The organism is Corynebacterium sp. H113 (assembly GCF_037572315.1).
Lineage (GTDB): Bacteria > Actinomycetota > Actinomycetes > Mycobacteriales > Mycobacteriaceae > Corynebacterium.
This window is the reverse complement of sequence record NZ_JBBHKZ010000001.1, coordinates 1-23,767: the sequence shown is the minus strand read 5'-3', so window position 1 is coordinate 23,767 and position 23,767 is coordinate 1. Positions and strand designations below refer to the sequence as shown.

The 23,767-nt window shown below is 55.7% G+C and carries 21 protein-coding genes; 13 read left to right on the top strand and 8 right to left on the bottom strand.

The features are described from left to right. Positions 1-72 precede the first annotated feature (72 nt). Together WG938_RS00105 and WG938_RS00100 are read right to left on the bottom strand one after the other, a co-directional pair. On the bottom strand, positions 73-1,062 hold the full coding sequence (locus WG938_RS00105; RefSeq protein WP_339976336.1) for a bile acid:sodium symporter family protein: 990 nt from the start codon (positions 1,060-1,062) through the stop codon (positions 73-75). Between the two features lie 61 nt (positions 1,063-1,123). After that, positions 1,124-1,696 carry an SdpI family protein gene (locus tag WG938_RS00100; protein ID WP_339976334.1) on the bottom strand — a complete coding sequence of 191 codons (573 nt, stop codon included), beginning with the start codon at positions 1,694-1,696 and terminating at the stop codon, positions 1,124-1,126. An 84-nt stretch (positions 1,697-1,780) separates the two neighbouring features. Between WG938_RS00100 and leuS the strand changes: the two genes are divergently transcribed. Continuing rightward, on the top strand, positions 1,781-4,717 hold the full coding sequence (gene leuS, locus WG938_RS00095; protein ID WP_339976332.1) for a leucine--tRNA ligase: 2,937 nt from the start codon (positions 1,781-1,783) through the stop codon (positions 4,715-4,717). Between the two features lie 103 nt (positions 4,718-4,820). On the opposite strand, the gene WG938_RS00090 is transcribed toward leuS, so the two are convergent. The 4 genes from WG938_RS00090 to WG938_RS00075 all read right to left on the bottom strand — a co-directional run bounded on the left by WG938_RS00090 (position 4,821) and on the right by WG938_RS00075 (position 8,219). Further along, positions 4,821-5,249: a hypothetical protein gene (locus tag WG938_RS00090; RefSeq protein ID WP_339976330.1), complete on the bottom strand. Its 429-nt coding sequence runs from the start codon at positions 5,247-5,249 to the stop codon at positions 4,821-4,823. Positions 5,250-5,259: 10 nt separating this feature from the next. Then, positions 5,260-6,171: a universal stress protein gene (locus WG938_RS00085; RefSeq protein WP_339976328.1), complete on the bottom strand. Its 912-nt coding sequence runs from the start codon at positions 6,169-6,171 to the stop codon at positions 5,260-5,262. Positions 6,172-6,314: 143 nt separating this feature from the next. Next, positions 6,315-6,809 carry a MarR family winged helix-turn-helix transcriptional regulator gene (locus WG938_RS00080; RefSeq protein ID WP_339976326.1) on the bottom strand — a complete coding sequence of 165 codons (495 nt, stop codon included), beginning with the start codon at positions 6,807-6,809 and terminating at the stop codon, positions 6,315-6,317. A 327-nt stretch (positions 6,810-7,136) separates the two neighbouring features. Beyond that, positions 7,137-8,219 carry an inositol-3-phosphate synthase gene (locus tag WG938_RS00075; protein ID WP_339976324.1) on the bottom strand — a complete coding sequence of 361 codons (1,083 nt, stop codon included), beginning with the start codon at positions 8,217-8,219 and terminating at the stop codon, positions 7,137-7,139. 144 nt (positions 8,220-8,363) lie between these two features. Here WG938_RS00075 and WG938_RS00070 point away from each other — a divergent pair, with 144 nt between their 5' ends. From WG938_RS00070 to trxA, 10 genes are all read left to right on the top strand, one after another. Further along, complete coding sequence (locus WG938_RS00070) at positions 8,364-8,723, top strand: DUF5318 family protein (protein ID WP_339976322.1); 360 nt, start codon at positions 8,364-8,366, stop codon at positions 8,721-8,723. Positions 8,724-8,990: 267 nt separating this feature from the next. Beyond that, on the top strand, positions 8,991-11,165 hold the full coding sequence (locus tag WG938_RS00065) for a transglycosylase domain-containing protein (protein ID WP_445292868.1): 2,175 nt from the start codon (positions 8,991-8,993) through the stop codon (positions 11,163-11,165). Beyond that, positions 11,165-11,356: a hypothetical protein gene (locus WG938_RS00060; protein ID WP_339976320.1), complete on the top strand. Its 192-nt coding sequence runs from the start codon at positions 11,165-11,167 to the stop codon at positions 11,354-11,356. Before WG938_RS00065 ends, WG938_RS00060 begins: the two co-directional genes overlap by 1 nt. Before the next feature lie 221 nt (positions 11,357-11,577). Then, positions 11,578-11,865 (top strand): 30S ribosomal protein S6, encoded by a 288-nt coding sequence (rpsF, locus tag WG938_RS00055; protein WP_339976318.1) that lies wholly within the window; start codon positions 11,578-11,580, stop codon positions 11,863-11,865. A 162-nt stretch (positions 11,866-12,027) separates the two neighbouring features. After that, a complete protein-coding gene (locus tag WG938_RS00050; RefSeq protein WP_339976316.1) occupies positions 12,028-12,627 on the top strand; it encodes a single-stranded DNA-binding protein in 600 nt (199 codons plus the stop codon). Positions 12,628-12,701: 74 nt separating this feature from the next. Then, on the top strand, positions 12,702-13,154 hold the full coding sequence (rplI, locus tag WG938_RS00045) for a 50S ribosomal protein L9 (protein WP_339976314.1): 453 nt from the start codon (positions 12,702-12,704) through the stop codon (positions 13,152-13,154). A 568-nt stretch (positions 13,155-13,722) separates the two neighbouring features. Then, positions 13,723-15,222 (top strand): replicative DNA helicase, encoded by a 1,500-nt coding sequence (dnaB, locus tag WG938_RS00040; protein ID WP_339976312.1) that lies wholly within the window; start codon positions 13,723-13,725, stop codon positions 15,220-15,222. A 195-nt stretch (positions 15,223-15,417) separates the two neighbouring features. Next, positions 15,418-16,545: an acyltransferase family protein gene (locus WG938_RS00035; RefSeq protein WP_339976310.1), complete on the top strand. Its 1,128-nt coding sequence runs from the start codon at positions 15,418-15,420 to the stop codon at positions 16,543-16,545. Positions 16,546-16,611: 66 nt separating this feature from the next. After that, a complete protein-coding gene (locus WG938_RS00030) occupies positions 16,612-17,460 on the top strand; it encodes a fumarylacetoacetate hydrolase family protein (protein ID WP_339976308.1) in 849 nt (282 codons plus the stop codon). Positions 17,461-17,568: 108 nt separating this feature from the next. Next, positions 17,569-17,946 (top strand): thioredoxin, encoded by a 378-nt coding sequence (trxA, locus tag WG938_RS00025; protein ID WP_339976306.1) that lies wholly within the window; start codon positions 17,569-17,571, stop codon positions 17,944-17,946. A 141-nt stretch (positions 17,947-18,087) separates the two neighbouring features. Here trxA and WG938_RS00020 read toward each other — a convergent pair whose 3' ends face one another. Then, positions 18,088-19,302, bottom strand: coding sequence for a serine hydrolase (locus WG938_RS00020; RefSeq protein ID WP_339976304.1), 1,215 nt, complete (start codon positions 19,300-19,302; stop codon positions 18,088-18,090). Positions 19,303-19,482: 180 nt separating this feature from the next. On the opposite strand from WG938_RS00020, the gene WG938_RS00015 reads away from it, so the two are divergent. Beyond that, positions 19,483-20,475 (top strand): PspA/IM30 family protein, encoded by a 993-nt coding sequence (locus WG938_RS00015; protein WP_339976302.1) that lies wholly within the window; start codon positions 19,483-19,485, stop codon positions 20,473-20,475. 115 nt (positions 20,476-20,590) lie between these two features. Here WG938_RS00015 and WG938_RS00010 read toward each other — a convergent pair whose 3' ends face one another. Then, positions 20,591-21,907, bottom strand: coding sequence for an NYN domain-containing protein (locus WG938_RS00010; RefSeq protein WP_339976300.1), 1,317 nt, complete (start codon positions 21,905-21,907; stop codon positions 20,591-20,593). Between the two features lie 236 nt (positions 21,908-22,143). Here WG938_RS00010 and WG938_RS00005 point away from each other — a divergent pair, with 236 nt between their 5' ends. Beyond that, on the top strand, positions 22,144-23,373 hold the full coding sequence (locus tag WG938_RS00005) for an MFS transporter (protein ID WP_339976298.1): 1,230 nt from the start codon (positions 22,144-22,146) through the stop codon (positions 23,371-23,373). Positions 23,374-23,767: the final 394 nt, after the last annotated feature.

The window sequence follows — 23,767 nt, the reverse complement described above, 5'->3', positions numbered from 1 at the left end:
CTTCTCTCGTTCTCGTGGTGTCGAGCTTCCTACAGATCGCTGTTGCTCGACGAGGGGTTACCGTTCAATCTACTAGCTACCGGCAGTTACGGACTGTTGCTCACGCTCGTATTCTTTGCCCCATTTTGCGGCGTAGGCAGCGCACATCATGAGCTGAATCTGGTGGAAAATCATCAACGGCAGAATAATCAAACCTGCCTGACCACCGAAAATGACTGCTGCCATCGGCAAACCAGTGGCGAGGGACTTCTTTGAACCACAGAACTGAATGGCAATTCGATCGCCACGATTAAAGCCCAATTTCTTCGCCACCAGGCCCGACACACGCAGCATCGCTTCGACGAGAAGCACAGACATGACGCACAACGCGACGATGTCCAGCACCGGAACCTTCGACCAAATGCCATCCACAACACCCTGCGAAAACGCTGAATACACAACCATTGCGATGGAAACACGGTCAACATTCTTGGTCGTTTTAGCGGCAGCGAACTTGAACACCCAGCCCCTCAACAACTGACCAATTGCGAACGGCAACAGCAGCTGCAGGGAAATATCGAGGAACACTGAGCCGTCGACGGTGACTCCCCCGCCTTGAGTCATCAACAGCATCACGAGGACAGGCGTTACGACGATGCCCAGCAGGTTCGACGCCGAGGCACTCACAATTGACCCCGCGATATTGCCGTGCGCAATGGATGTGAAGTTCACACTCGACTGAACCGTTGATGGCACCAGCGTCATGTACAAAATGCCGAGGTATAAACCTGGCGCGAGTACGAAATCCAATGGCTTCATAGCTAGACCGATGAGCGGGAAAGCCACAAACGTGAATGCCAGAATTGTCAGGTGCAACCGCCAGTGTTTCAAACCAGCGAGCGCTTCCTGAGGGCTCAATCGAGCGCCATACAAGAAGAACAAGAAACCGATAGCAATTTTGGTAGCAAGTGAGAAGCCATCCGCGAAGGCTCCACGCGCGGGAATGATGATTGCCAAGATGACGGCAATCACAATGAGCACGATAAGAGGATCGGGACGCCATGAACGCAAACGAGACCACATAGCCACTCAGCGTAGTGGCTACATGGTCTCGGGAAGTTTAGTTTCTCCGCGATCTGCGTTACTAGTTTGCGGTATCCGACTTCTCGGCGGCTCGTCGCAAAGCATTGTGATCGACCTGCGGAGGCGTACCGCAGAGGCCACCACTGGTGCAGGAAGAGCATGAACCGGAGCAGCCGGCATCTGCTGCAGAGTCGGCGGCCTCAGTACCGCAAGAGTCGGTGCCGCAGGAATCGGCGGAGGACGTACCACCACAGCAGCCAGACTCGGCTTCTTCTGCAGCAACTTTCTTAGCGTCGTACAAAGCAATGGTGTGCGCACCCATGGCGGCACCGACACCGACCATCGCGAGGCCAGCAAGCACAGCGACGGCTACCCAGAGCCACATCCAACTCGTAGCGGATGGCTGAATGGCAAGGTAGGACAACGCAGCTGCGCCGAGGAACGCGATAGCGGATACGGCCCACGAAGGGCCGGCCACGCGGTGGGTGATATCCCAATTCTCTTGCGACTTACGAGCCTCCGGAGCACGAATGCCCACAACGTTGTTACCAGGTAAATGGGCAGTCCATGCCAAGCCTGCAACAACAGCAACGGTAAGTGCGATAACCAGGAGAAGGACTGGGATTGCGATCATGTCCTCAATAGTAGGACTGAATACCCCTGCGACATAACCGGCCGACTGCACTGTCTGTATGCACTCCTATTAGACTGAGTGACCATGACGAACAGCGGGAACTCTGAGATGCAGTCCGAGAAGCAGCCAGACGCGGGTGCCGACTACCGTTACACCCCGGCCGTGGCAGCTGAGATCGAGCAGAAATGGCAGTCTTTCTGGTCTGAGCAAGGCACGTTCCACGCGCCTAATCCTGTCGGTGACCTGGCAGATCCATCAGGCACTACCCCATCCGACAACAAGCTGTTCGTGCAGGACATGTTCCCGTACCCATCTGGTGTTGGTCTGCATGTTGGCCACCCGCTGGGCTACATCGCCACCGATGTGTTCGCCCGTTTCCACCGCATGCAGGGCGCGAACGTCTTGCACACCTTGGGCTACGACGCTTTCGGTCTTCCCGCCGAGCAGTTCGCCGTTCAGACCGGTACGCACCCACGCGTGACTACCGAGGCAAATATCCAGAACATGGAGCGTCAGCTCGGTCGCCTGGGGCTGGGTCATGACAAGCGCCGTTCGTTCGCCACCACTGACACGGACTACTACAAGTGGACGCAGTGGATTTTCTTGCAGATCTTCAATTCGTGGTTCGATGAGCGCGAGCAGAAGGCTCGTCCTATTGACACCTTGATTCAGGCCTACGAGGCCGGCGAGGTGGAGCTTCCCGAAGGGTTCGAAGGTCGCACGTGGGCTGAATTGAGCGAGAAGGAGCGTGATGAGGCTCTCGATGCGCGACGTCTCGTGTACCGCTCGAAGTCGATGGTCAATTGGTGCCCAGGTCTTGGCACGGTGTTGTCCAATGAGGAAGTAACTGCTGAAGGCCGTTCCGAGCGTGGCAACTTCCCTGTTTTCCGTAAGCGTCTGAGCCAGTGGATGATGCGTATTACCGCTTACGCTGATCGTCTCGACGCTGACCTTGATCTGCTGGATTGGCCGGAGAAGGTCAAGGCCATGCAGCACAACTGGATCGGTCGTTCCCGCGGTGCTCAGGTCGGCTTCACTGCCCCAGCCAACGATGGCACTGAGCGCACCATCGAGGTTTTCACCACCCGCCCAGATACGCTTTTTGGTGCGACGTACATGGTGCTCGCTCCCGAGATCCCGCTTGTCGACGAACTCGTCGCGGCAACCTGGCCTGAAGGTACCGATGAGAAGTGGACAGGCGGATCCTCAACACCTGTTGAGGCTGTGGCTGATTACCGTCGCCAGATCGCTTCGAAGTCGGATTTGGAACGACAGGAAAACAAGGAAAAGACTGGCGTTTTCACTGGTTGCTACGCTACGAACCCAGTGTCGGGCGCTAAGGTGCCAGTGTTCATCGCTGACTACGTTCTTGCTGGTTACGGCACTGGCGCGATCATGGCTGTGCCTGCACACGACACCCGTGACTATGAGTTTGCCACTGAATTCAACTTGCCAATTGTGGAGGTTGTTGCGGGTGGCGACGTCGCAAAGGAAGCGTTTACGGACGCTGGTACTGCCGTCAATTCGGCAAACGACGATGGCCTCGATATCAACGGCATGGGCCTTGAGCAGGCGAAGGCTGCGACCATCACATGGCTTGAGGAAAAGGGCATTGGCTACGGCCAGACTCAGTACAAGTTGCGTGACTGGCTGTTCGCTCGCCAGCGCTACTGGGGCGAACCCTTCCCTATCGTCTACGACGAAAATGATGTCGCGCATGCACTTCCAGAATCGATGCTGCCGGTCGAACTGCCAGAAGTAGAAGACTACAAGCCAGTCACCTTCGACCCAGACACCCCAGATTCCGAGCCACAAGCGCCACTGAACAAGGCCACCGAGTGGGTCAACGTTGAGCTGGATCTTGGCGACGGCCCGAAGATGTACCGCCGCGATACCAACGTCATGCCTAACTGGGCAGGTTCGTCGTGGTACCAGCTCCGCTACATTGATCCGAACAATGCTGATGCAATGTGCGATGTCGAAAACGAGCGCTACTGGACTGGTCCACGCCCAGAAATCCACGGCGCTGGCGACCCAGGCGGTGTGGACTTGTACGTCGGTGGTGTCGAGCACGCAGTGCTGCACCTGCTCTACTCCCGTTTCTGGCACAAGGTGCTGTTCGACTTAGGTCACGTGACGTCCGTCGAGCCATACCGACGCCTATTCAACCAGGGCTACATCCAGGCGTACGCATACACGGATTCCCGTGGCGTGTACCAGCCGGCTGCTGATGTCGTCGAACGTGACGGCAAGTTCCTCATCCCAGGTGCTGGTGCAGATGGCTCTGACCTGGAGGTATTCCAGGAATACGGCAAGATGGGCAAGTCGCTGAAGAATTCCGTCTCCCCTGACGAAGTCTGTGACAACTACGGTGCCGACACCCTCCGCGTATACGAAATGGCAATGGGTCCTCTGGACACCTCTCGCCCATGGGCAACCAAGGACTTGGTTGGTTCCCAGCGCTTCCTGCAGCGCGCATGGCGTTTAGTTGTGGATGAGAACTCCGGCGAACTCTCTGTCACGGATGCTCCGCTTTCCGACGATGACCTCAAGGCCATCAACCGCACGATTGACGGTGTGACCCTGGATTATGCAGAGTTGCGTGACAACACCGCCGTCGCAAAGCTGATCGAGTATGTCAACTACCTGACCAAGAACTACGGCAAGACGGGCGCACCGCGTTCCGCCGTGGAACCACTCGTGTTGATGCTCGGCCCAGTGGCGCCGCATATTGCGGAGGAACTGTGGGCGCGTCTAGGTCACACCGAGCCACTCGCCCACGGCCCGTGGCCGATGGTTGATGAGAAGTGGCTTGTTGACGACACCGTCGAGATGCCAGTCCAGATCAACGGTAAGGTTCGCGCTCGTGTTGATGTTGCCGTCGACGCATCCCGCGAAGAGATCGAGTCGCTCGCACTTGCCGACGAAAAGGTCCAGGCGTCGATCGCCGCTGTCGGTAGCGGTAATGTCGTGAAGGTCATTGTCGTGCCCGGCAAGATGGTAAACGTTGTTGTGAAGTAACGACCGTCGTAAAGCGAAAAGCTCGGAACAGGTGTGGTTCCGAGCTTCTTATGCGCTATCAATTGGTTGGTCTGCACCGATAATTGAGGTGCCACTGCCTGTGCTAATCGATACCAAGAATGGCAATTCCGAAGGTGGAGACCATCCAGAGCAAAGTGAATGGCATCAGTACCCAGCACATAGCCAGCCACGCACGCCAGTTCTTGAAACTCTTCCACTGGATGTAGGTGATCCAGAAACCCCAGATGCAGCCGATAAGAGCTACGAGGCCCGGAATGAGAGGGAAGGCAAGCTCCCACGTGCGGGAGCATAAGAACGTGGTCTTGCCAGCATCGCAAGCGGGGCCACCAGAGATCGCACCGGCGATGCCAATGACGAGTGCCGTCACAAGCGTCGCCGCGATGACTGAAAGGGTGAACTTGATGGCTGGCTTGAAGGAGTATTCCTCCTTCTCCAGTCGAACTAGAGGATCGTCGTGAGGATCAATGAAATGATCCGGATTCTCGCCAGAGTCTTTACCAGTACCAGTCATGCCTCATAGCCTACGCTGGCGTAATTACTGTCGGGACAGGGCAGTGGCGGACAATCTGATTTGTCGAGGAGCCGATGAACACCCGACCGAATGACGCCAAGGTCGAGGATCCTAGAACCAAGAGGTCGCCCTTTTTCCACTTGATGCTAGACAGTGCTTCATCCCAACCATGGCCCGAGCCGATGGCCGTGTCGACAGGTAGGTCTGGGAAGCGAGTCTGCGCACGGTCCAGGCCACGGTCAAGCAGAGCCATCGCTTGTTCACGCCATTCGACCATCAAATCTTCGGAAGTGCCGAAACCATGCTCAGTGGGATACATCGTTGCGCCACGGGGAGTGAACGCGACCAGTCGTAGTGGAACATCCCAGCGGTGGGCGAGCTCTCCAGCCTTGGTCAGCGCATTGTGGGACTGAGCAGTGTCGATGTAGGCCACATTGACTCGGGTGACGCCATTCTTCGACAGCTTGGGTGCCCGTGGTGCCAACCCCAGTGGGAAAGGAGAGCAGTGCAGCAAGGCGTCTGACGTGGAGCCGATGTGGAATCGGCCAGCCGGCGCGTGGATCTGTGCTCCCAGCAGAATGATATCCGCTTTGAAGTCTCGAGCAGCACGAATAATGGAGTCAGCTTCGGAGGAGGACTCGATGGTGTGAATTGGATCTTCATCGAGCATGCCCTTGCGAATCCCCGCCGCCTTGAATGCGGCGCGAGCTGCCTTAGCCTCCGATTGGGTTTCGTTGCTGATCCATGAGTCGTTATCACTGAGGCGGGCGAGCGAGGTCAGTGGCCACCCGCGCGACAGTACAGTGACGACGCGAATCTGGACTTTGCATGTTCGCGAAAGCCAGGCAGCGTACGACATGGCTTCCATGCCGGTTTTACCCGGGCGCCACGCAACCAGGATACGGAGCGGGCTTGAGGGCATGACGAATTCTCCTTGGGGCACCTTGTTGGGTAGAAGGCTTACTTACCAGCCTACTTTTCCAGGAGAATTCGTGAAATCAAAAACACTTAACGAAAGTGATCGGCTGACCACGCATTGTGTGTTTGCCGTATACCTGCCGGAGATTACTGAGCCGGGTTGTGCTTGTCAGAGTAGGTTTCCAGGACGCGCTTCAAAACAGGCTCGAGCGCTAGACCAACCTGCAGCTCTTCCTTGTTGAGGGTAGAGAACATCTGGGCCATCTGCTCATCGCGTTCGTCGGATACGCGCTTTAGCTCTGCACGACCCTTTTCTGTCAGCTCGACGCGTACGCCTCGGCGGTCGTGGCTGTCACGGATGCGCTCGACCATGCCGGCATCTTCGAGGTGATGGATAGCGTTCGATGCGGTAGGCATTCGAATTGCTTCTGCCTGCGCGATCTGATTGATGCGGCATGCGCCGAGCGAATTCAATGTCATCATGATGGAGAGCTGAGCACGGCTCAGTTGAGACTCGGTTGAGCGACGGCTATACAGTAGCTCCGCACGCGTCAGCAGTGGTCGCAACCTCTTGGCCAAAGAAAGAGCATCAATCTCGGTGTTCTCAGGTGCGGAGGTGCTCGCGGAGGTGTTCTCAGTCATGCCTTTATGCTAACTGGGATTTGTACAAGTTACCAATACAAAATAGTCTCTTTGCCTATGTATCTAATTAGAGGTTAATGAGCATAAACTAACGGCGCCCTTATTTTCCTCACAAAACTGCTGATGAGGCTACAATTTGATTCAGTCATACTTCGGAAAAAATTGATTGATACTGATTGGATATGCCCAGCTATGACCGGATTCCCCGTTTTAGTGGTGGTACGCCCAAGCAAAAACGTCGCTAAGCAAAAGCTGCTTAGCGACGTTTTCTATCAAGCAACGATGCCTTATTAATAAAGGCATCAACCCCGGGTGGGGACTGAGCGGCTACTCGCCAGCGATGAACTTCTCGAGGTCTGCGCGAGCCTGGTCATCAGGAAGCTGACGAGGAGGCGACTTCATCAGGTAAGACGAAGCAGCGTAAACTGGGCCACCGATGCCACGGTCCTTAGCGATCTTTGCAGCACGCAGAGCATCGATGATGATGCCAGCGGAGTTAGGGGAGTCCCAAACTTCCAGCTTGTACTCAAGGTTTAGTGGAACCTCGCCGAATGCCTTACCCTCCAAGCGGACGTACGCCCACTTGCGGTCATCCAACCAATCGATCCAGTCCGATGGGCCGATGTGAACATTGCGATCGTCGATCTTGCCAGCCAGTGGGCCAGTCAGGTTCGACGTCACAGCCTGAGTCTTGGAGATCTTCTTTGACTCGAGACGCTCGCGCTCCAGCATGTTCTTGAAGTCCATGTTGCCGCCGACGTTCAGCTGCAAGGTGCGCTCCAAACGGACGCCACGGTCTTCGAAGAGCTTTGCCATGACGCGGTGGGTGATGGTTGCGCCAACCTGAGACTTAATATCGTCGCCAACGATTGGGACGCCGGCGTCCTCGAACTTCTTTGCCCACTCTGGGTCAGAAGCGATGAAGACTGGCAGTGCGTTCACGAATGCAACATTGGCATCGATTGCACACTGTGCGTAGAACTTATCTGCCTGCTCAGAACCAACTGGCAGGTAAGAAACCATGACATCGACCTTGGCATCCTTCAGAGCCTGGACAACATCGACGGGTTCAGCAGCCGACTCATCGATGGTCTCGGCGTAGTACTTGCCAACGCCATCGAGGGTTGGGCCACGCTGAACTTCGATGCCCAGGGTAGGGACTTCAGCGATCTGGATGGTGCAGTTCTCGGAAGCGTTGATTGCTTCAGAAAGATCCTTGCCGACCTTCTTGTCGTCGACATCAAATGCAGCAACGAACTCAACGTCGGAAACGTGGTACTCGCCGAACTGGACATGCATCAAGCCAGGGACGGTCTCGTCAGCCTTGGCATTGCGGTAAAACTCGACGCCTTGGACGAGTGAGGATGCACAGTTGCCGACACCGACAATTGCTACGCGTACGGAACTCATAGACTTGCAGTCTCCTTAATAACTTGAGCCAACTCCGCCGACGCTATACCTATTTGCGAAGCAACCTGTTGCTGAAACCGCGCGGGGGAGAAGATGAACCGATAAAGAAGGGGTAGTGGGGGCTGTACCTGCTAGTCTGTTCGGGTGCTTAAGTGGCAGGACGAAGTCGATCACACGCTGGTGCGGAATAACGCGCTAGCGCAGTGGCGAGCTGGCGAAATAGCCACTCGCTCTCTATGTGATGCCGATTCGCGTCTTGTCGCTGCTGCTCGTTTTCACGGGCAAAAGGCAACACACGTGTGCCCGGTGTGTCGCAAGAGAGACTTGAGACTCGTATCCTGGGTATTCGGACAGAATCTGGGTCGCCGTTCCGGAACTGCTTGTAGTCAGTCAGAACTCGAAGCGCTTGTTGCGCAATATGGGGACTGCACTGTCAAACAAGTTGAGGTGTGCCCAGACTGTAGGTGGAATTTCATAGTACGAACTGCCACCGCTGTCATATGACAAAAATTTTTAGGGAGTACGCCTGTGAGCAAAGATCCACACAGTGGCGTCAACGGGCCAGGGGATACAGGCACTGGCGCGAATGGCGCACATAATGAGGCCTCCGAATGGTGGGATCAGCCCGATCCCGATTCGTCGACCTCGGATAGCACCACGGATTCAGATAGCACCGCAGCGTTTAGCGCAGTGGAAACTGAACCTGTCAACGAAGGTACGAATGGTGCCGACGACGCTGCGGATGCAGCCGAACCACGCGAGGAAGAAGAATTGGCTGACGACTCCGAAAAGGAAGACAGCAAGTCGAAGGGACCCGGCAACATCTGGGCATGGATCGGTCTCGCGGCTGTACTTGTCGTGTTGTTCCCGGTGGTTGTTTTCGGCGTAGCCTACGTGTCGACGGATGTGCCGGAGCCAGATGAGCTGGTTAATGACCAGATTTCGTTTGTCTTCGACAACACGGGTGAAAAGGAAATCACTCGTATTGTGCCTGAGGCAGGCAACCGTCGTAACGTCCAGATTGAAGACGTACCCGATGAGGTCCGTAACGCAGTGCTTGCTGCCGAGGACCGTGAGTTCTACACGAACCCTGGCTTCTCTCTCAGTGGCTACGGCCGTGCGGCGTGGGGCGTCATTACAGGTAATGCATCTGCAGGTGGCGGCTCGACCATTACACAGCAGTATGTGAAGAATGCGGTCGTTGGTAACGAACGCACCATCACGCGTAAGGCGAAGGAATTCGTCATGTCCGCGAAGATGGCTCGGGAATGGTCGAAGGATGAAATCCTCGAGGCTTACCTGAACACCATCTACTTCGGTCGTAATGCATATGGCATTGCAGCTGCCTCGGATGCGTACTTCGGCAAGCCAGTGAATGAGCTGACCGCAGGCGAGGCTGCAGTTTTGGCGGCAACCATTCAGCGCCCATCCGCGTTGGATCCATGGACGAACCGTCCAGAGGCTGAGCAGCGCTGGAATTACGTCCTTGACGGCATGGTGCAGATGAACGTCCTGCCACAGGCAGAGCGCGCACAGCTGACATATCCTGACACGCTTGACCCTGCCAAGGTGTCCGAGGTTGCTCCAGAGCCGGGCCCAGAAGCCATGATCAAGAATCAGGTTCTGGCGGAGCTGGAAGCCGAGGGCATTAGCGAACAAGACGTCAACACTCGTGGTTTGCGTATCACCACCACCATCGACCCGACAGTTCAGGAAGCAACGCTGGATGCAGTGGAGTCGTGGGTCGATCAATCCACCGGCCTGCGTACCGCCATTGTTTCTGTTGACCCACGCGACGGCGCGGTCCTTGGCTACTACGGTGGCGACGATCCAAATGGTTGGGACTACGCAAATTCTGGCCTGCAGACTGGTTCGACTTTCAAGATCTTCGCCTTGGCCGCTGCTCTTGACCAAGGCATCCCACTGTCGAAGTACTACTCGTCTGCACCAGTGCAGTCAGGTGCGGCGACGATTGAAAACTCAAGCGGTATGTCCTGTGGCTCGTGCCCAATTTCGGAAGCACTGCGTCAGTCGCTGAACACGCCGTTCATTCGCCTCCAGCGCGATCTGAAGAATGGCCCTGATGACACCGCAGCAATGGCTCACAAGCTGGGTGTTGCCAAGTCCATTCCGGGTATCGAAAAGACCCTGATGGAAGACAATGGCCACTCCCAAGACGGCATTACGCTTGGCCAGTATCTAACCCGTCCGCTGGATATGGCGGTAGGCCTGGCAACGTTGGCTAATGATGGCGTCTACCACAAGACCCACTTCGTCAAGAAGGTCGAAACGGTCGACGGTGATGTCCTGCTTGAACGCAAGGATGAAAAGGGAGACCGACGTGTGTCCAAGGCCGTAGCGACGAATGTCATTGATGCTATGAAGCCAATTGCATCGCGCAACAGTCACGCGCTGGCTGGCGGTCGCATGTCGGCAGCAAAGACGGGTACTGCTCAGCTTGGTGATACTGGCCAGAACAAGGATGCCTGGATGATCGGCGCAACTCCTCAGCTGTCGACCGCTGTATGGGTTGGCAACGTTGATGGTTCCGCGTTGTACAACCGTTGGGGCGGCAACATGTTCGGTTCGCACACGCCGTCCGACTTGTGGAAGTCGGTCATGGACGACTCGCTGGCGAATGAGGACTGGATTCCATTCTCTGATCCAGAGGCAATCGGTGGTGTCGCGGGCGCGCCGGGCTGGTCCGGTAGCGGCAGCAGTGGTGGCGGAGGAGCACAGACTACTCAGCAGTACACCCAGCAGTACACGCCGGAAGCGACTACCGAAGAGACGACGGTCATCGAGGAAGCCCCTGTGGAGCCAGTAGTACCTGAGATTCCACCAATCGAGATCCCAGAGCCGCCAGCTCCACCGGCTGACGGTGGCGGTGGCGGAGCACCTCCTATTCCACCCGCACTTGAAGATCTCTTCGGCGGCGGTGCGTAGTGGATACCTGGTTGATCCTGACCATGGCCTGCGTCGGCGTGGGATTCCTCTTCTTCGGCGCAGCGTTCTTTGGCTACATGTCCAAGTGGAACAAAAGCATTATCTGGGGCTTATGTATCGGAGCATTCGTCCTCGTGACTGTTATCCCAGTCATCATCGCCGTTTCGCACGCAGCCACGACAACTCCATAACTCCCATGTTGTTGTCTGACACAGTTCTTGCGTGACGACGAGCTCGTCGTAAAGAACCTCACCCGTAACACAGGGTGGGGTTCTTTTTGCTTCCTGTGATTAGGTAAAACGCGTGTCATGGGCTACCCTTGCAGGGTTGCCTGACGCAACGACCCTCCTGCCACGAAGAGCTATTCGTGGCCGAAATATTCGAAACTAGACCATAGGAGGTGATGAGGTCCGTGCGTCAATACGAAGTAATGATCATCCTCGATCCATCGCTGGATGAACGCACCGTAGGCCCGTCGCTGGAGAAGTACTTGGACGTCGTCCGTAAGGAAAACGGTCAGGTAGAGAAGGTAGACATCTGGGGCAAGCGCCACCTTGCTTACCCAATCGAGAAGAAGGAAGAGGGCATTTACGCTGTCCTTAACCTCAAGTGCGAGTCCGCAACGGTACTCGAGCTCGACCGTCGTCTGAACCTGAACGACTCCATCCTGCGCACCAAGGTGCTGCGGGGCGATCGCTAATCATGCGTCTTTCTCGTTGGTTGTTAAACAACTGACGAGATGAAAACGCTCAACGTAGGATGGCGAGCGATGTCTAGTGTCAGCAGTAGCTGGCCATATGTCGCTGGATTCCTCGCGTTGATAGAAAACCGAGTAAGCCCCAATACAACCTAGGAGTAAGACATGGCACAGGGAGAGACTCCGATTACGCTGGTAGGCAACGTTGTTGCTGAACCAGAGCTGAAGTACACGCAGTCTGGTGCTGCTGTTGCTAATTTCCGTATCGCTTCGACGCCACGGTTCTACAACAGGGACACCAATCAGTGGACCGATGGTGATGGCTTGTTCCTCACCTGCAACGTCTGGCGTGACGCAGCTGAAAATGTAGTCGAGACTCTCAGTAAGGGCATGCGCGTTATCGTGTATGGCCGTCTGCGCCAGCGTAATTACGAAACTCGCGAGGGCGAGCGTCGTACCGTGTACGAGGTTGAAGTAGACGAGGTTGGACCTTCGTTGCGCTTCGCTTCGGCTCAGGTCAATCGCAATCCTCGTAACTCTGGCGGTGGCCAGGGTCAGGGTGGTTTTGGTGGCGGTGCCCGTCAGGGTGGTGCCAACCAGGGAGGTCGTGGCTTCGGCGGCGGCAATCAGGGTGGTTTTAATCAGGGCGGTGGCCAGAGTGGTAACCAGGGCTTCGGTGGCGGAGCGCCAACTGAAGATCCGTGGAACTCTGCACCAATGTCCGGTGGCGGTTTCGCTGGTGGCGACTCAGAGCCACCTTTCTAAGCGCGTTTTCGCATAGATCAGTAGATCAAACAAGCATTTAATTCACTAGACATTTCCAGCGAAAGGCAGGGATCATGAAGCTGATCCTCACCGCCGCCGTTGATAACCTCGGTGTCGCAGGCGACATCGTTGAGGTCAAGGCCGGCTATGGACGTAATTACCTGCTTCCCCGCGGACTGGCAATTGTAGCTACCCGTGGCGCAGAGAAGCAGATTGAAGGCATCCGCCGTGCAACCGAGGCTCGCGAAATTCGCGACCTGGATCACGCACGCGAGGTCAAGGCATCTCTCGATGCTCTTGAGAACGTGACTGTAACTGTTAAGGCATCCGAGTCCGGCAAGCTCTTCGGCTCCGTGACTAAGGGCGATATCGCCGATGCAGTTCGTAAGGCTTCTGGTCAGGCAGTGGACAAGCGTGCGGTAGAGCTCGCTCCAAGCCAGATCAAGTCTCTTGGTAAGCACACCGTTGACATTGCGCTGCACCCACAGGTTGTCGCGCACGTCTCCGTACAGGTCGTCGCCGGTTAATCCGGAGCAAAACTTTTAACGACGGCGGCTGGCTCACACCAGCCCAATGACAACAGCGCACTGAAGGTCCTGGTTCCCACGTTGTGGGTTCGCAGGGCCTTCAGTGTTTGTGTCGTGGTGTCAGTGTGGATAGTTGTGACTAGTTGGACATGGCCTGTGGAGAAACTGTTGACAATTACCTGGGCTTTTGCGTTACGACGAGCCGGTGTGCTGCATAGAAAGTAAAGCAATAGTTGCGAGATAGTTGCGAGGATGGCGGCCTAACGGGTACCCCTGAAACGGGGATTCTTCCTAAAAAGGCTGTGACCTGCATAAATAGGCGCTTTAACGAGTTATTACCGCAGAACTCGTACTACTCACAATTTTCTCGAGATCTATCCACACTTTGTCATGGGAATTCATCAGGCGTTCACAATTTATCCCCATGGTTATCCACAAAGCCTGTGGATAACCCTCTAAAGTTGACCTTGAAGGTTGCATTTTCGAACGTCAGTTATCCACAGTGATCCAGGGTTTTCTGCACAATGAAGACTAAGCCCAGATATACAGAAACGAGTACCGAGGAACCATGAGCCAGGCGTTCGAAGCAGATGACAGCGCTGCGTTTGATGCAAGCATCGACGATGTTCCGTTGCCGCCGGAACCAGCCTTTAGTGGTGGTGGAGCTACCGGCGGGTCGTCGCGAAGCAATCGTTTCGATGACGATCGCCGGCGTGGCGAGGTTGCCTCGCGTGGCACTGATTATGGTCGCGAACTGCCTCACAGCATTGAAGCGGAGCAGGGTGTGCTGGGAGGCATGCTGCTGAATCCGCAGGCGGTCGCGGATGTGTACGAAATTTTGCGGCCAGAGGATTTCTACCGTCCAGCGCATCAGCTGGTCTATCAGGCAATTCTGCATTTGTATGGCGAGTCCTCCGAGGTGGACCCAATCCTGGTGGCGGGTCGGTTGGACCGGTTGGGCGAACTCGAGCGGGTCGGTGGCGCACCGTATTTGCACACATTGATGTCGATGGTGCCCACTGCAGCGAATGCTCATTACTACGCGAAGATTGTCGCGGAGAAGGCGCTGGTTCGTCGCTTGGTGGAGGCGGGCACGCAGATCACGCAGATTGCCTACGCGGGTGCTGAGGACGCTGAACCTGAGGTGTTGGTCGATCAGGCGCAGCAGCTGATTTTCGGTGTTGGTCGAGACAACGAGAAGACGGACTACTCGTCGCTGTCCGAATTGCTTGATCCGACTCTGGCGGAGTTGGAGAAGATCAGTGAGGAGGGTGGTCTTGCGCAGGGTATTCCTACGGGCTTCTCTCGTCTCGACGAACTGACGAACGGTCTCCACGGCGGTCAGATGGTGATCATCGCGGCGCGTCCGGGTGTTGGTAAGTCAACGTTGGCGCTGGACTTCATGCGTTCGGCGTCTATTACGCATGGCAAGGCCAGTGTCATTTTCTCGTTGGAAATGTCGAAGATCGAGATTATGATGCGCATGCTGTCGGCGGAGACCAAGATCAATTTGGCAAAGCTGCGTTCGGGTCGCATGGAAGAGAAGGACTGGGCAAAGCTTGTTGAACGGACAGAGCAGATTGCGGATGTTCCGCTGTTCATTGATGACTCGCCAAACATGACCATGATGGAGATTCGTGCAAAGGCACGTCAGCTAAAGCAAAAGCATGATCTCGGTTTGATCGTGGTCGACTACTTGCAGCTGATGAGCTCGGGCAAGAAGGTTGAATCCCGTCAGCAAGAAGTTTCGGAGTTCTCTCGTCAATTGAAGCTGTTGGCGAAGGAAGTCGATGTTCCGTTGATCGCCATTTCTCAGCTGAACCGTGGCCCAGAGTCTCGTACAGATAAGAAACCACAGGTATCCGATCTGCGTGAATCTGGTTCGCTAGAGCAGGATGCCGATATGGTTATGCTGTTGTATCGCCCAGATTCGCAGGACGAAAGCAGCGAGCGCGCGGGCGAAGCAGACATCATTTTGGCAAAGCACCGTGGTGGCCCGATCGGCACCATTGCCGTTGCTCACCAGCTGCATTACTCGCGTTTCGTGGACCTTGCCCCGGAACACTAATGCAGGTGAAGTTTCGTAACTAGCGTTTTTCGCAGGTAAGATTACTGTTTTGTGTGCGTATCTATCGATATGCCATCGAAGATAATGCGCAAACTAACTAGTACTAGGCAAACCAGTACTAGACGAATCAGCAATGCTGGATGCGTACCGTGGGAATGTGGGAAAGGGCAGAGTCAGTTGTCGGAAGAATCAACAGTGGCAACGACTTCTGCTGCACAACCCGAAACAACTGCGCCACAGGCTAAGGCGAAGTCAAAGAAGTCCGATAAACCTCGTGTGCTGTGGGTCGATGCGGCAAAGGGTCTTTGTATCCTGTTGGTCGTGTTGGGTCACTCAGTGACAGAAATGGGTGGTCATGGCTATGACACCAAGTTCTGGACCGAGTTTAACTTCTTCCTCGGCCCCATCCGTATGCCGTTGTTTTTCTTGCTGTCGGGTCTCTTCGCTGGAAAGGCGTTGGCCGAATCCTGGGAGAAGCTGGCAAACCGTCGTATTTGGGTGATGGTGTGGCTGTATGTCATTTGGGTGCCAGCGCGAGAGATTGCGTTGGGCCTGCTACCGGGCAGTCGGGTCGGAGTCCTTGGCATCACTCGGCGACCAACGTTGTGGGATCCGCAGACCTGGCCTAGCGCTGCGTACAACACCTTGCACGCAGCCGTAGAACCAACGTCGTACTTGTGGTTCTTGTGGGCGCTTGCATTATTCGCCATTTTGACGAAAGCCACCCGGCATATTCATCCCGTAGTTCAGATCATCATTGCCGCGTTGATCAACGTGTACGAGCCATTTGCTGGCACCAGCTGGTCGTGGGACTTTGTTTCCAAGATGTACGTGTTCTACTTGCTTGGCATTTATGGTGCACCGTGGCTGTTCCGAATGGTGCACCGTCGCAAGGGAGCATTCTTGGCAGTGGCCCTGGGTCTGTATCTGGCTGTTGCGACGTACATTTTGATGACGTATCCGTCCTTCAACGCTGGCAACGTGGGGTACACGCGGTTGTTCCTGAGCATCACGGGTGTCTTGGCAGCGGTCAACATCATGGCAATTGTGCAGAATTATTCGTTTGCTCGACCATTCGAGGCGTTGGGTAAACGAACGCTGCCCATCTTCTTGATGCACATTCCAATGCTCAAAGTTGTCGCTCTCACCTGTGACAATATTCTGCCGGCGGATCCTGGCATGTACATCATGATTCCGCTGACCACCGTCCTCGCTGCACTCATGTGCTTGGGTGCGCAGAAGATTCTCATTTCCATTGGCGCCGGCTGGTTGTTTAAACGTCCGGCCTGGTTTGTGCGAATGACCACTCCGAAGTCCGTCTAAGCTCGGTAGTGCGATAGTGATCGTGGTCATTCACTGTCCCTGCTCATCACAACGAAAGTCCTCCACATGCGTTTAGCTACTCTGCGTCACAACGGTTCGACGCATGCCGCTCTTCTTCGCTCCACTTCGGCTCTGCTTTTCGACGAGTCGTGTGTGGGCTCATTGCTCGCACAGGAAGAGTGGGCAGATAAGGTTCGTCGTAAAGCTGAGATTGTGGATCCACAACCAGGGGAAGTGTTGCCGGAGTCAGAATGGGCGTTTGCCCCATTGATTCCTCGCCCGGGCAAGATCGTGTGCGTGGGGCTGAACTATGCGGCGCACATCGAAGAGATGGGGCATGAGCGTCCCGAGGTGCCGACTTTGTTTGCGAAGTTCGCGGATGCGGTTGCGGGTGCTCGTGACGACGTGATTGTGCCAGAGTCGGCTGGCGTGAAAGCGTTGGATTACGAGGGTGAGTTGGCGGTAGTACTCGGCGAGACCGTGTTCGGTGTGGACGAGGCAGCAGCCGAGAAGGCGATTGCCGGGTACGCGATCATGGATGATTTCACGCAGCGCGATAAGCAGTATGCGACGCAGCAGTGGTTACAGGGAAAAACTTTACAGAGGGCATCAGGTTTCGGTCCCTGGTTATTGACGGCGGATGAATTCGACGCGGAGGCGGCGCGGGTGCGGACATGGGTCGACGGTGAACTTCGTCAGGATGCCCCAATTGCCGATCTCGTGTTCCCGCCAGCCATGTTGGTGTCCTATGTGTCGCAATTCGTTCAGCTGAACCCTGGCGATGTTATTTCGACGGGTACGCCAGCCGGTGTGGGGCATGGCATGAAGCCACCTGTGTACCTCCAGGACGGCCAGGTAGTGCGCGTGGCCATCGATGGTCTGGGTGAACAGCAGAACACTATTCGTATTCGCTAAAGCGGGATATAGGCAATTTTCGGGATCTTTAGGGGTATCGGGAATTAACTGACATGAAGTAGCGTTGCAGGGAGCAACCACCTATACGGATACCTCTAGGAGTATTTTATGGCTACCGTTGATGTCACCAACGAGACCTTTGAGTCGACTATTAAGGACAACGACACAGTTATTGTCGACGCTTGGGCGTCGTGGTGTGGTCCTTGCCGTCAGTTCGCACCGATCTTCGAGAAGGCTTCGGAAGATCACAAGGATGTTGTGTTCGCAAAGCTCGATACTGACGCAAACCAGGAAGTCTCTGCAGCGCTGGGCATCCAGGCAATTCCATCCATCTTCCTGTTCCGCGAGGGTGTCCTGCTGTTCCAGCACTCGGGTGTGTTGCCTCCACAGGCTATCGACGATGTTTTGAAGCAGGCTGCTGAGCTCGACATGGACGATGTCCGTAAGCAGATCGCAGACGAGCAGGGCAAGGCTCCAGAAGCCTAAATCTGTCTCAACAGCCCGAAGGCAACCGAGGGTTGATAGCAGCTTCCGCTGGATTGGTAGAGGAGCTGCTGTACAAGAAAAAGTGGCTAGCCGTCCCTTCCAAGTCAAGGGCGGCTAGCCACTTTCGTGTTTCTACTGGGCTTATGCCTTCTTGCGACGAGGCAAGAACCAACCAATTGCGACACCTACAGCCAGTAGGGCCATTCCTCCGACGACCTTCAGGAGACCACCATCGGTTTCTGCGCCTTCTTCGAGCGGTTCCATGGCCGCAATGTCCTTGGAGTCATCGTTTGTTTCGTCTGGAATGTGTCCGTCAGGGAAGACGTCGGCAATAGCTTGGGTGAAGTCTTCCGGAGAAACGTAACTCGCAAGCGCGACCACAATGTATCGATTGTCTTCGCCCATGAACCCGCCAACCGCGCGGATTTGTGGGTCGTACCAGCCACCCTTGACGGCGATTCGCTCGTCGGGAAGCGCAGCGCGAAGACCGATATTCTGGTCGGCACTGCCATAAGAAAAGCGTGGCACGGAGTACATCATGCGAATGAAGTAGTCAGTTTCAGCTTCACTCATTCCGCCTTCCGACGACAGGACGCCGTCAAAGAAGCGAACCATGTCGGCAGGGGAGCTGGCCGTGGCGCCCCAGTCTGGATTGGGTTGCGTTGAGGACGAAAGCTGGTAGCGCTCCTTCGCACTGGCGATAATGTCGGTACCGCCGTACGTGGCCCACAATTGATTTGTAGCTTCATTATCGGAGTAGCGGATCATGTCATCACGGAGCATGGCATCCTGATTGCCATCAACTGGAGCTTCGCCTTCGCCACCTTCGATCTTGCCGGTGGGCTGGTTGTAATTAGTGAAACCCACGGTTTCGGCAATAAAGACCTTCGACAAACTCGCTAGTTCAAAGGACTCATCGCAGGCAGAGTTACAAATGAACTCGCCGGTCTTGCGGTCGAGGAAGCCGATACCGAACTCGCCACCGTCCTTCTCGATTGCGGTGGTGACCTTGTCCATGCGCTCCTGGATGCCCTTACCCCGGTTGGTAGTTGGGCCGTCCGAGTAGCGCTCGACTTCATCGTCCGGGGTCTCGGAATAGGTGGCCTGCTTCTCGGCGGTCTTCTTTTTGGAAGACTTTTCGGCGCTCTTCGTAGTGGTCTTCGACGTCGCCTTTTCCTTCGATGGTTCGGAAACCTTCGAGCTCGAAGCCTTCTCTGGCCCAGGCTTTGAGGATGTAGATGTCTTGTCCTGAGCCATTGCATCGTCTGCAAGGACAACGGGGCCAGAAGCAAGGAGGCAAGCGGCCGCCACAGCGGTGGCAGAGGCCTTAACAGCCGATCGTCGAGAAGCGAACATAGATTGAAACATTACAACGAGATAACTAGGACTTCTGCTTGGGAGGTGTGTTAACGGCGGTCATGTCGCGAAACAGCGGTGAATGGCATTAACGCCGGGAGCGTATTCGTTGCGTAGAATCTCTAGAGAGATGTCATTAGATTAGGTGGCAACTGCACTCTTCGGAAGGACACAACTCCCATGGCCAATCCATTCAGCAAGGGCTGGAAGTACATGATGGCATCGTTCGATAAGTCGATCGATGACAATGCAGATCCGAAGGTCCAGATTCACCAGGCTGCCGAAGCTGCGCGCAAGCAGCATCAGGAAATTCAGCGTCAAGCTGCGGCGGTTATTGGTAATCGTAATCAGCTGGAAATGCAGCTTGGCCGGCTGACAAAGGAACGCGAGAAGCTGACCACGAATACTCGTGCCGCGTTGCAGCAGGCAGATGCTGCCCGCTCGGCTGGTGATGAAGCGAAGGCAGTCAACTTCGAGCAGACCGCAGAGGTTTTCGCTTCACAGTTGGTGAGTGTGGAAACTGAGCTCGAGCAGACAACTCAGATGCATGAGCAGGCAGTTCGTGCTGCTGATGAAGCGCAGAAGCAGGCTAAGCAGTCCCAGATGCAGTACGAGCAAATGAAGGGTCAGATTCGCGAGCTGGAGGCTCAGGCGGATCAGGCAAAGATGCAGGAGACTGCGTCGGAGACTTTGTCTCGAATGAAGGGCGTCTCCAACGATCCGAATACTCCCACGCTTGATTCCGTCCGAGAGAAGATTGAGTCGCGCTATGCGAATGCTCTCGGTGCTCAGGAATTGGCAGCAGACAGCCATGCAGGTCGCATGGCTGAGATCGAGGCTAGTGGCGTGGACATGAAGGCGGATGCTCGTCTTGCAGAGATCCGCGCGCAGATGGCCAATGAAAACAATGCGCTCGAGTCTGGTTCTTCGTCCGACAAGCCAGCGGGTGAACTCAATGCAGCTCCAGAGGCGGATGCTGCCGTCGCGGACTACGCAGGCGCTGCAGATGCCACCAATGATGCAGAGAACGTGGATGACGCGGACGCTGTCGGCGCCCCTCAGACTTCTAATGCCACGGAGACTGCCGTCGACGAGCAGTACGAAGAGGTCGACGCAGAATACGCTGACCAGGATCAGGCCGGCGCTGCAGGTACCGCCGACGAGGACAAGTAGCCCGTCAAGTTCGTAACAATGACGTCTTCGGTGTCTTTTCCGAGACGCCTCTCACATGCAATGACCGTAGCTACAGCAAACAGCTGCAGCTACGGTCATTCTTGTCAGACTGGAGTTAGGACTCTCTGCGACCTTCCTTTTCAGCCTGTTGCTTGCGACTAAGCAGCACGCCTCGGATTCCAGCATGGAAACCATCGCGCAGATTCACGCGCTGGTTTTCCGTCAGCGTGTATTCGTGCAACGTTTCGCACGCGAACTGCAACAGTGGGCGGTCAATTTCTGGAGGTAGACCGCCACCTGACAACAGGTGCGCTTCGTCACGAGCCTGTTCAGATGCCACATTCTCATACCACCAGTTCGCGTACTGCTGTCCCACATCGAATGGTGTTTGAAATCCCGCTGATGCCCACACTTCATTCGGCAACGGAACGTATCGGGAACGCAGCTTTCGGCGCGGCGCCATCATCGATGGGTTCGGACGTGGACCTGGCTTCGCTGGACTTGGGGTCGGTTCAGGCTTTGCGACGGACTCACCCTCAGCAACAACCTCCTCCTTCGCCACCTCAGCGGTTGGAGTAGTCACGTCAGACTGTGGTGCCTGCTCTTCGACCACCTTGGCTGACTCTGCTGCCGTATGTTCAGCCTGAACTGGGATTTCGCGAGCACCCACTTTTGCTGCCGCTTCCACTTCCCGTACCTTCGGCACTTCTGCCTTGGCGTAGGGAGTGGCGCCCGGGCAGCAATCGTCGTCAGGCGTAGTTTCGGAGGATTTCTCCACGGCGGATGGTTCCGGGATGCGAGTATCTGGAACGACGGTAGGTCCGGCTTCTTCCTCCGGCTCGATGTCGCCGAGTGGCTTGTCGCGGATGACCGGCGGGATCGGACCTTCGAGAACGTTGATCTGCATGGAGTCTGCGAAGTCTTCGCGTGGATCAAGGATCGTGGTGGAATCGCAGGCATGGCGGAGTGCGGATGACATGGAATCCCAACCGAAGCCGTACAAGTGCACGCGGACACCAGCGTTTGATGCTTCGTTGACGCCAGGAAGCATGTCGGCGTCACCGGAGACCAGCACGATGTCAGAGGCTTGACCACGGATCGCGGCGATAACCATGTCAGCGACCAAACGGGTATCGACTGCCTTTTGCGTGCGACGATCACCCCATTCGATGAGCTGACCGGCGCGAAGCTGGACGCCGTCGATGGTGCGGAGCGATCGTTGATATCGGTGTGGGCCTGATTCGGGGATTCCGTCGTACCAGAGTTGACGCTGAACTGGCTGGTCCAGCTGCTGGCTAATCATTCTGTCTAAAACTGAAACTACGTCTCGAAGGTCGATTTCTAATTGGCCGCGGGCTCCGGTCTCCCACGAGTTATAGAAGCTCGCGAGTAAATAAGAGGTGTCAACAAAGACAAGTGTGCGTTCAAGCATGGTCTCCTTCAATCCGTTCATTTCTAGCTAATCTAAATTTGTTCTACCCTCCAGGATGCACGAGATTACATCTCTTGGTTTGCTGGTTTCGCCGGATTTCGTTGAAAGTCGAGATGAAATCAGTGCTACACCAGTGCTAAACCGGGATGTGACGACGCGTACCTGGTTGGTCTTTTCGATGACCTTCAACCTTACGGGGCAGGCACAACTCGGTTTAGCACTGGAAGGGGACATTCATGAAGCGTTGGTTCGCCATGTTGGTGGCGGTGACGCTTCTGAGTCAAGCTGTTTTCAACGGTGGTCGTGTCTTATTGAGTTGGCGTGTGCTGGCAATGGGTGGCGATGCGGCTCTCATCGGTTGGTTCACCGCAGCTTTCTCGTTGGTTCCTTTACTTATTGCAGTGCCGGCGGGCCGTTTCGTTGACGCAGGTCGAGCTCCAGCGATCATGCGCGCCGGGCTGATCGTGACCGTGTTTGCCCCGGCGGGCATGGCGCTGTCGTCACACTTTGCGCTTCTTTTCCTTTCTTATGTAGCGCTTGGCTTTGCCCACATGACAACTCTCATCGCTGGTCAGGGAATGGCCTCCAAATTGCGGGGCTCAAGCTCAGGTCTTGATTCTCTGTTTGCCTATCTGACCCTCGGCATTTCTGTCGGCCAGCTCATTGGCATTTCCTTCGCCGGAGCCATTGCATCCATGGCCGCTGAATCTGACATCACTGGCGCCACCGATCCCGCCACCACAACGAGCGTCAACACGACCCCGGCATTATGGTGGCTCACCGGGCTCGCCGCGATAGCTCTTGCTGCTGGTTGGTTTAACGCATCTGCTTTCCGACGATTCGACCTCACCACTTCGTCGCACAAGACCGGCACGGAAACGTCGAGAAGCACCGGCACTTTCGGAATGCTCCGCTTGCCCGGCATGCCAAGTGCATTGACTGCGTCCATCGCTGTGATCGTCGCTATCGATCTACTTACCGCGTATATGCCGGTGCTGGGACATGAACTGGGGATCTCGGTCGCGGAGGTCACCATCATTCTGGCGGCGCGATCGGCGATGGCGGTTGTTTCGCGGGCTCTTATGCCACTGGTGCTTCGGCATACCGATCGCAACCTTGTACTGATCGTGACGACCTCGGTCGGTGCAGTACCTCTGTTAGCGATGCCGTTCGCCACCACTTCTATTCAGCTCACCCTTTTGTCTGGTGTGTGCGGCCTTGCTTGGGGATTTGTCATGCCCATGACCATGACCTGGGTTTCACAGCTTGTCGACGACCGTGATCGAGCACTCGCGCTGTCTGTCCGGTTGATGGGCAATCGCTTGGCACAAGTGTTAGTGCCACCAGTAGCGGGAATCATCGCCACCTCCACGGGAGTTGGTTCGGTGTTCCTCGTATCTGGGTTGCTTTCAGCGGCCTCGGCGGTAGGGACGGTTCGAGAACTGGGGATGAAGGGGCGAAACTGACTCGGCCCATACTCAAATTGAGGTTAATAGGAGGCGAAATCTAGAGAAAACTCTTTGTGGGTGACTCCCGGGGCGCTAGATTTCGAGCCTTTATGCCCCGTGACGTGGTGTTTTGTGTTGTTGTGTGGGGGTGTGTACTGTAGTCCGAGTCAGCGACGCTGTGGCCGCGGGGTGTGTAGCACTTGGTGGTTGGGGTTGTTGTTGGTGTTTGTTAACTGGTTGTTTGGTTCGATTTTGTTTTTCGGGCTGGGTGGCGTAAGGTTAACGTTCGCTGCCAGGGGGCGCGCACGGTTGGTGTGTGGTTGTTGGTGGTGGTGTTGTTTGAGAACTCGATAGTGTGCCGATGTACTTTATTTTGTGATGCGCATGGATTGCGTTGGTGGGTACCTGGGTC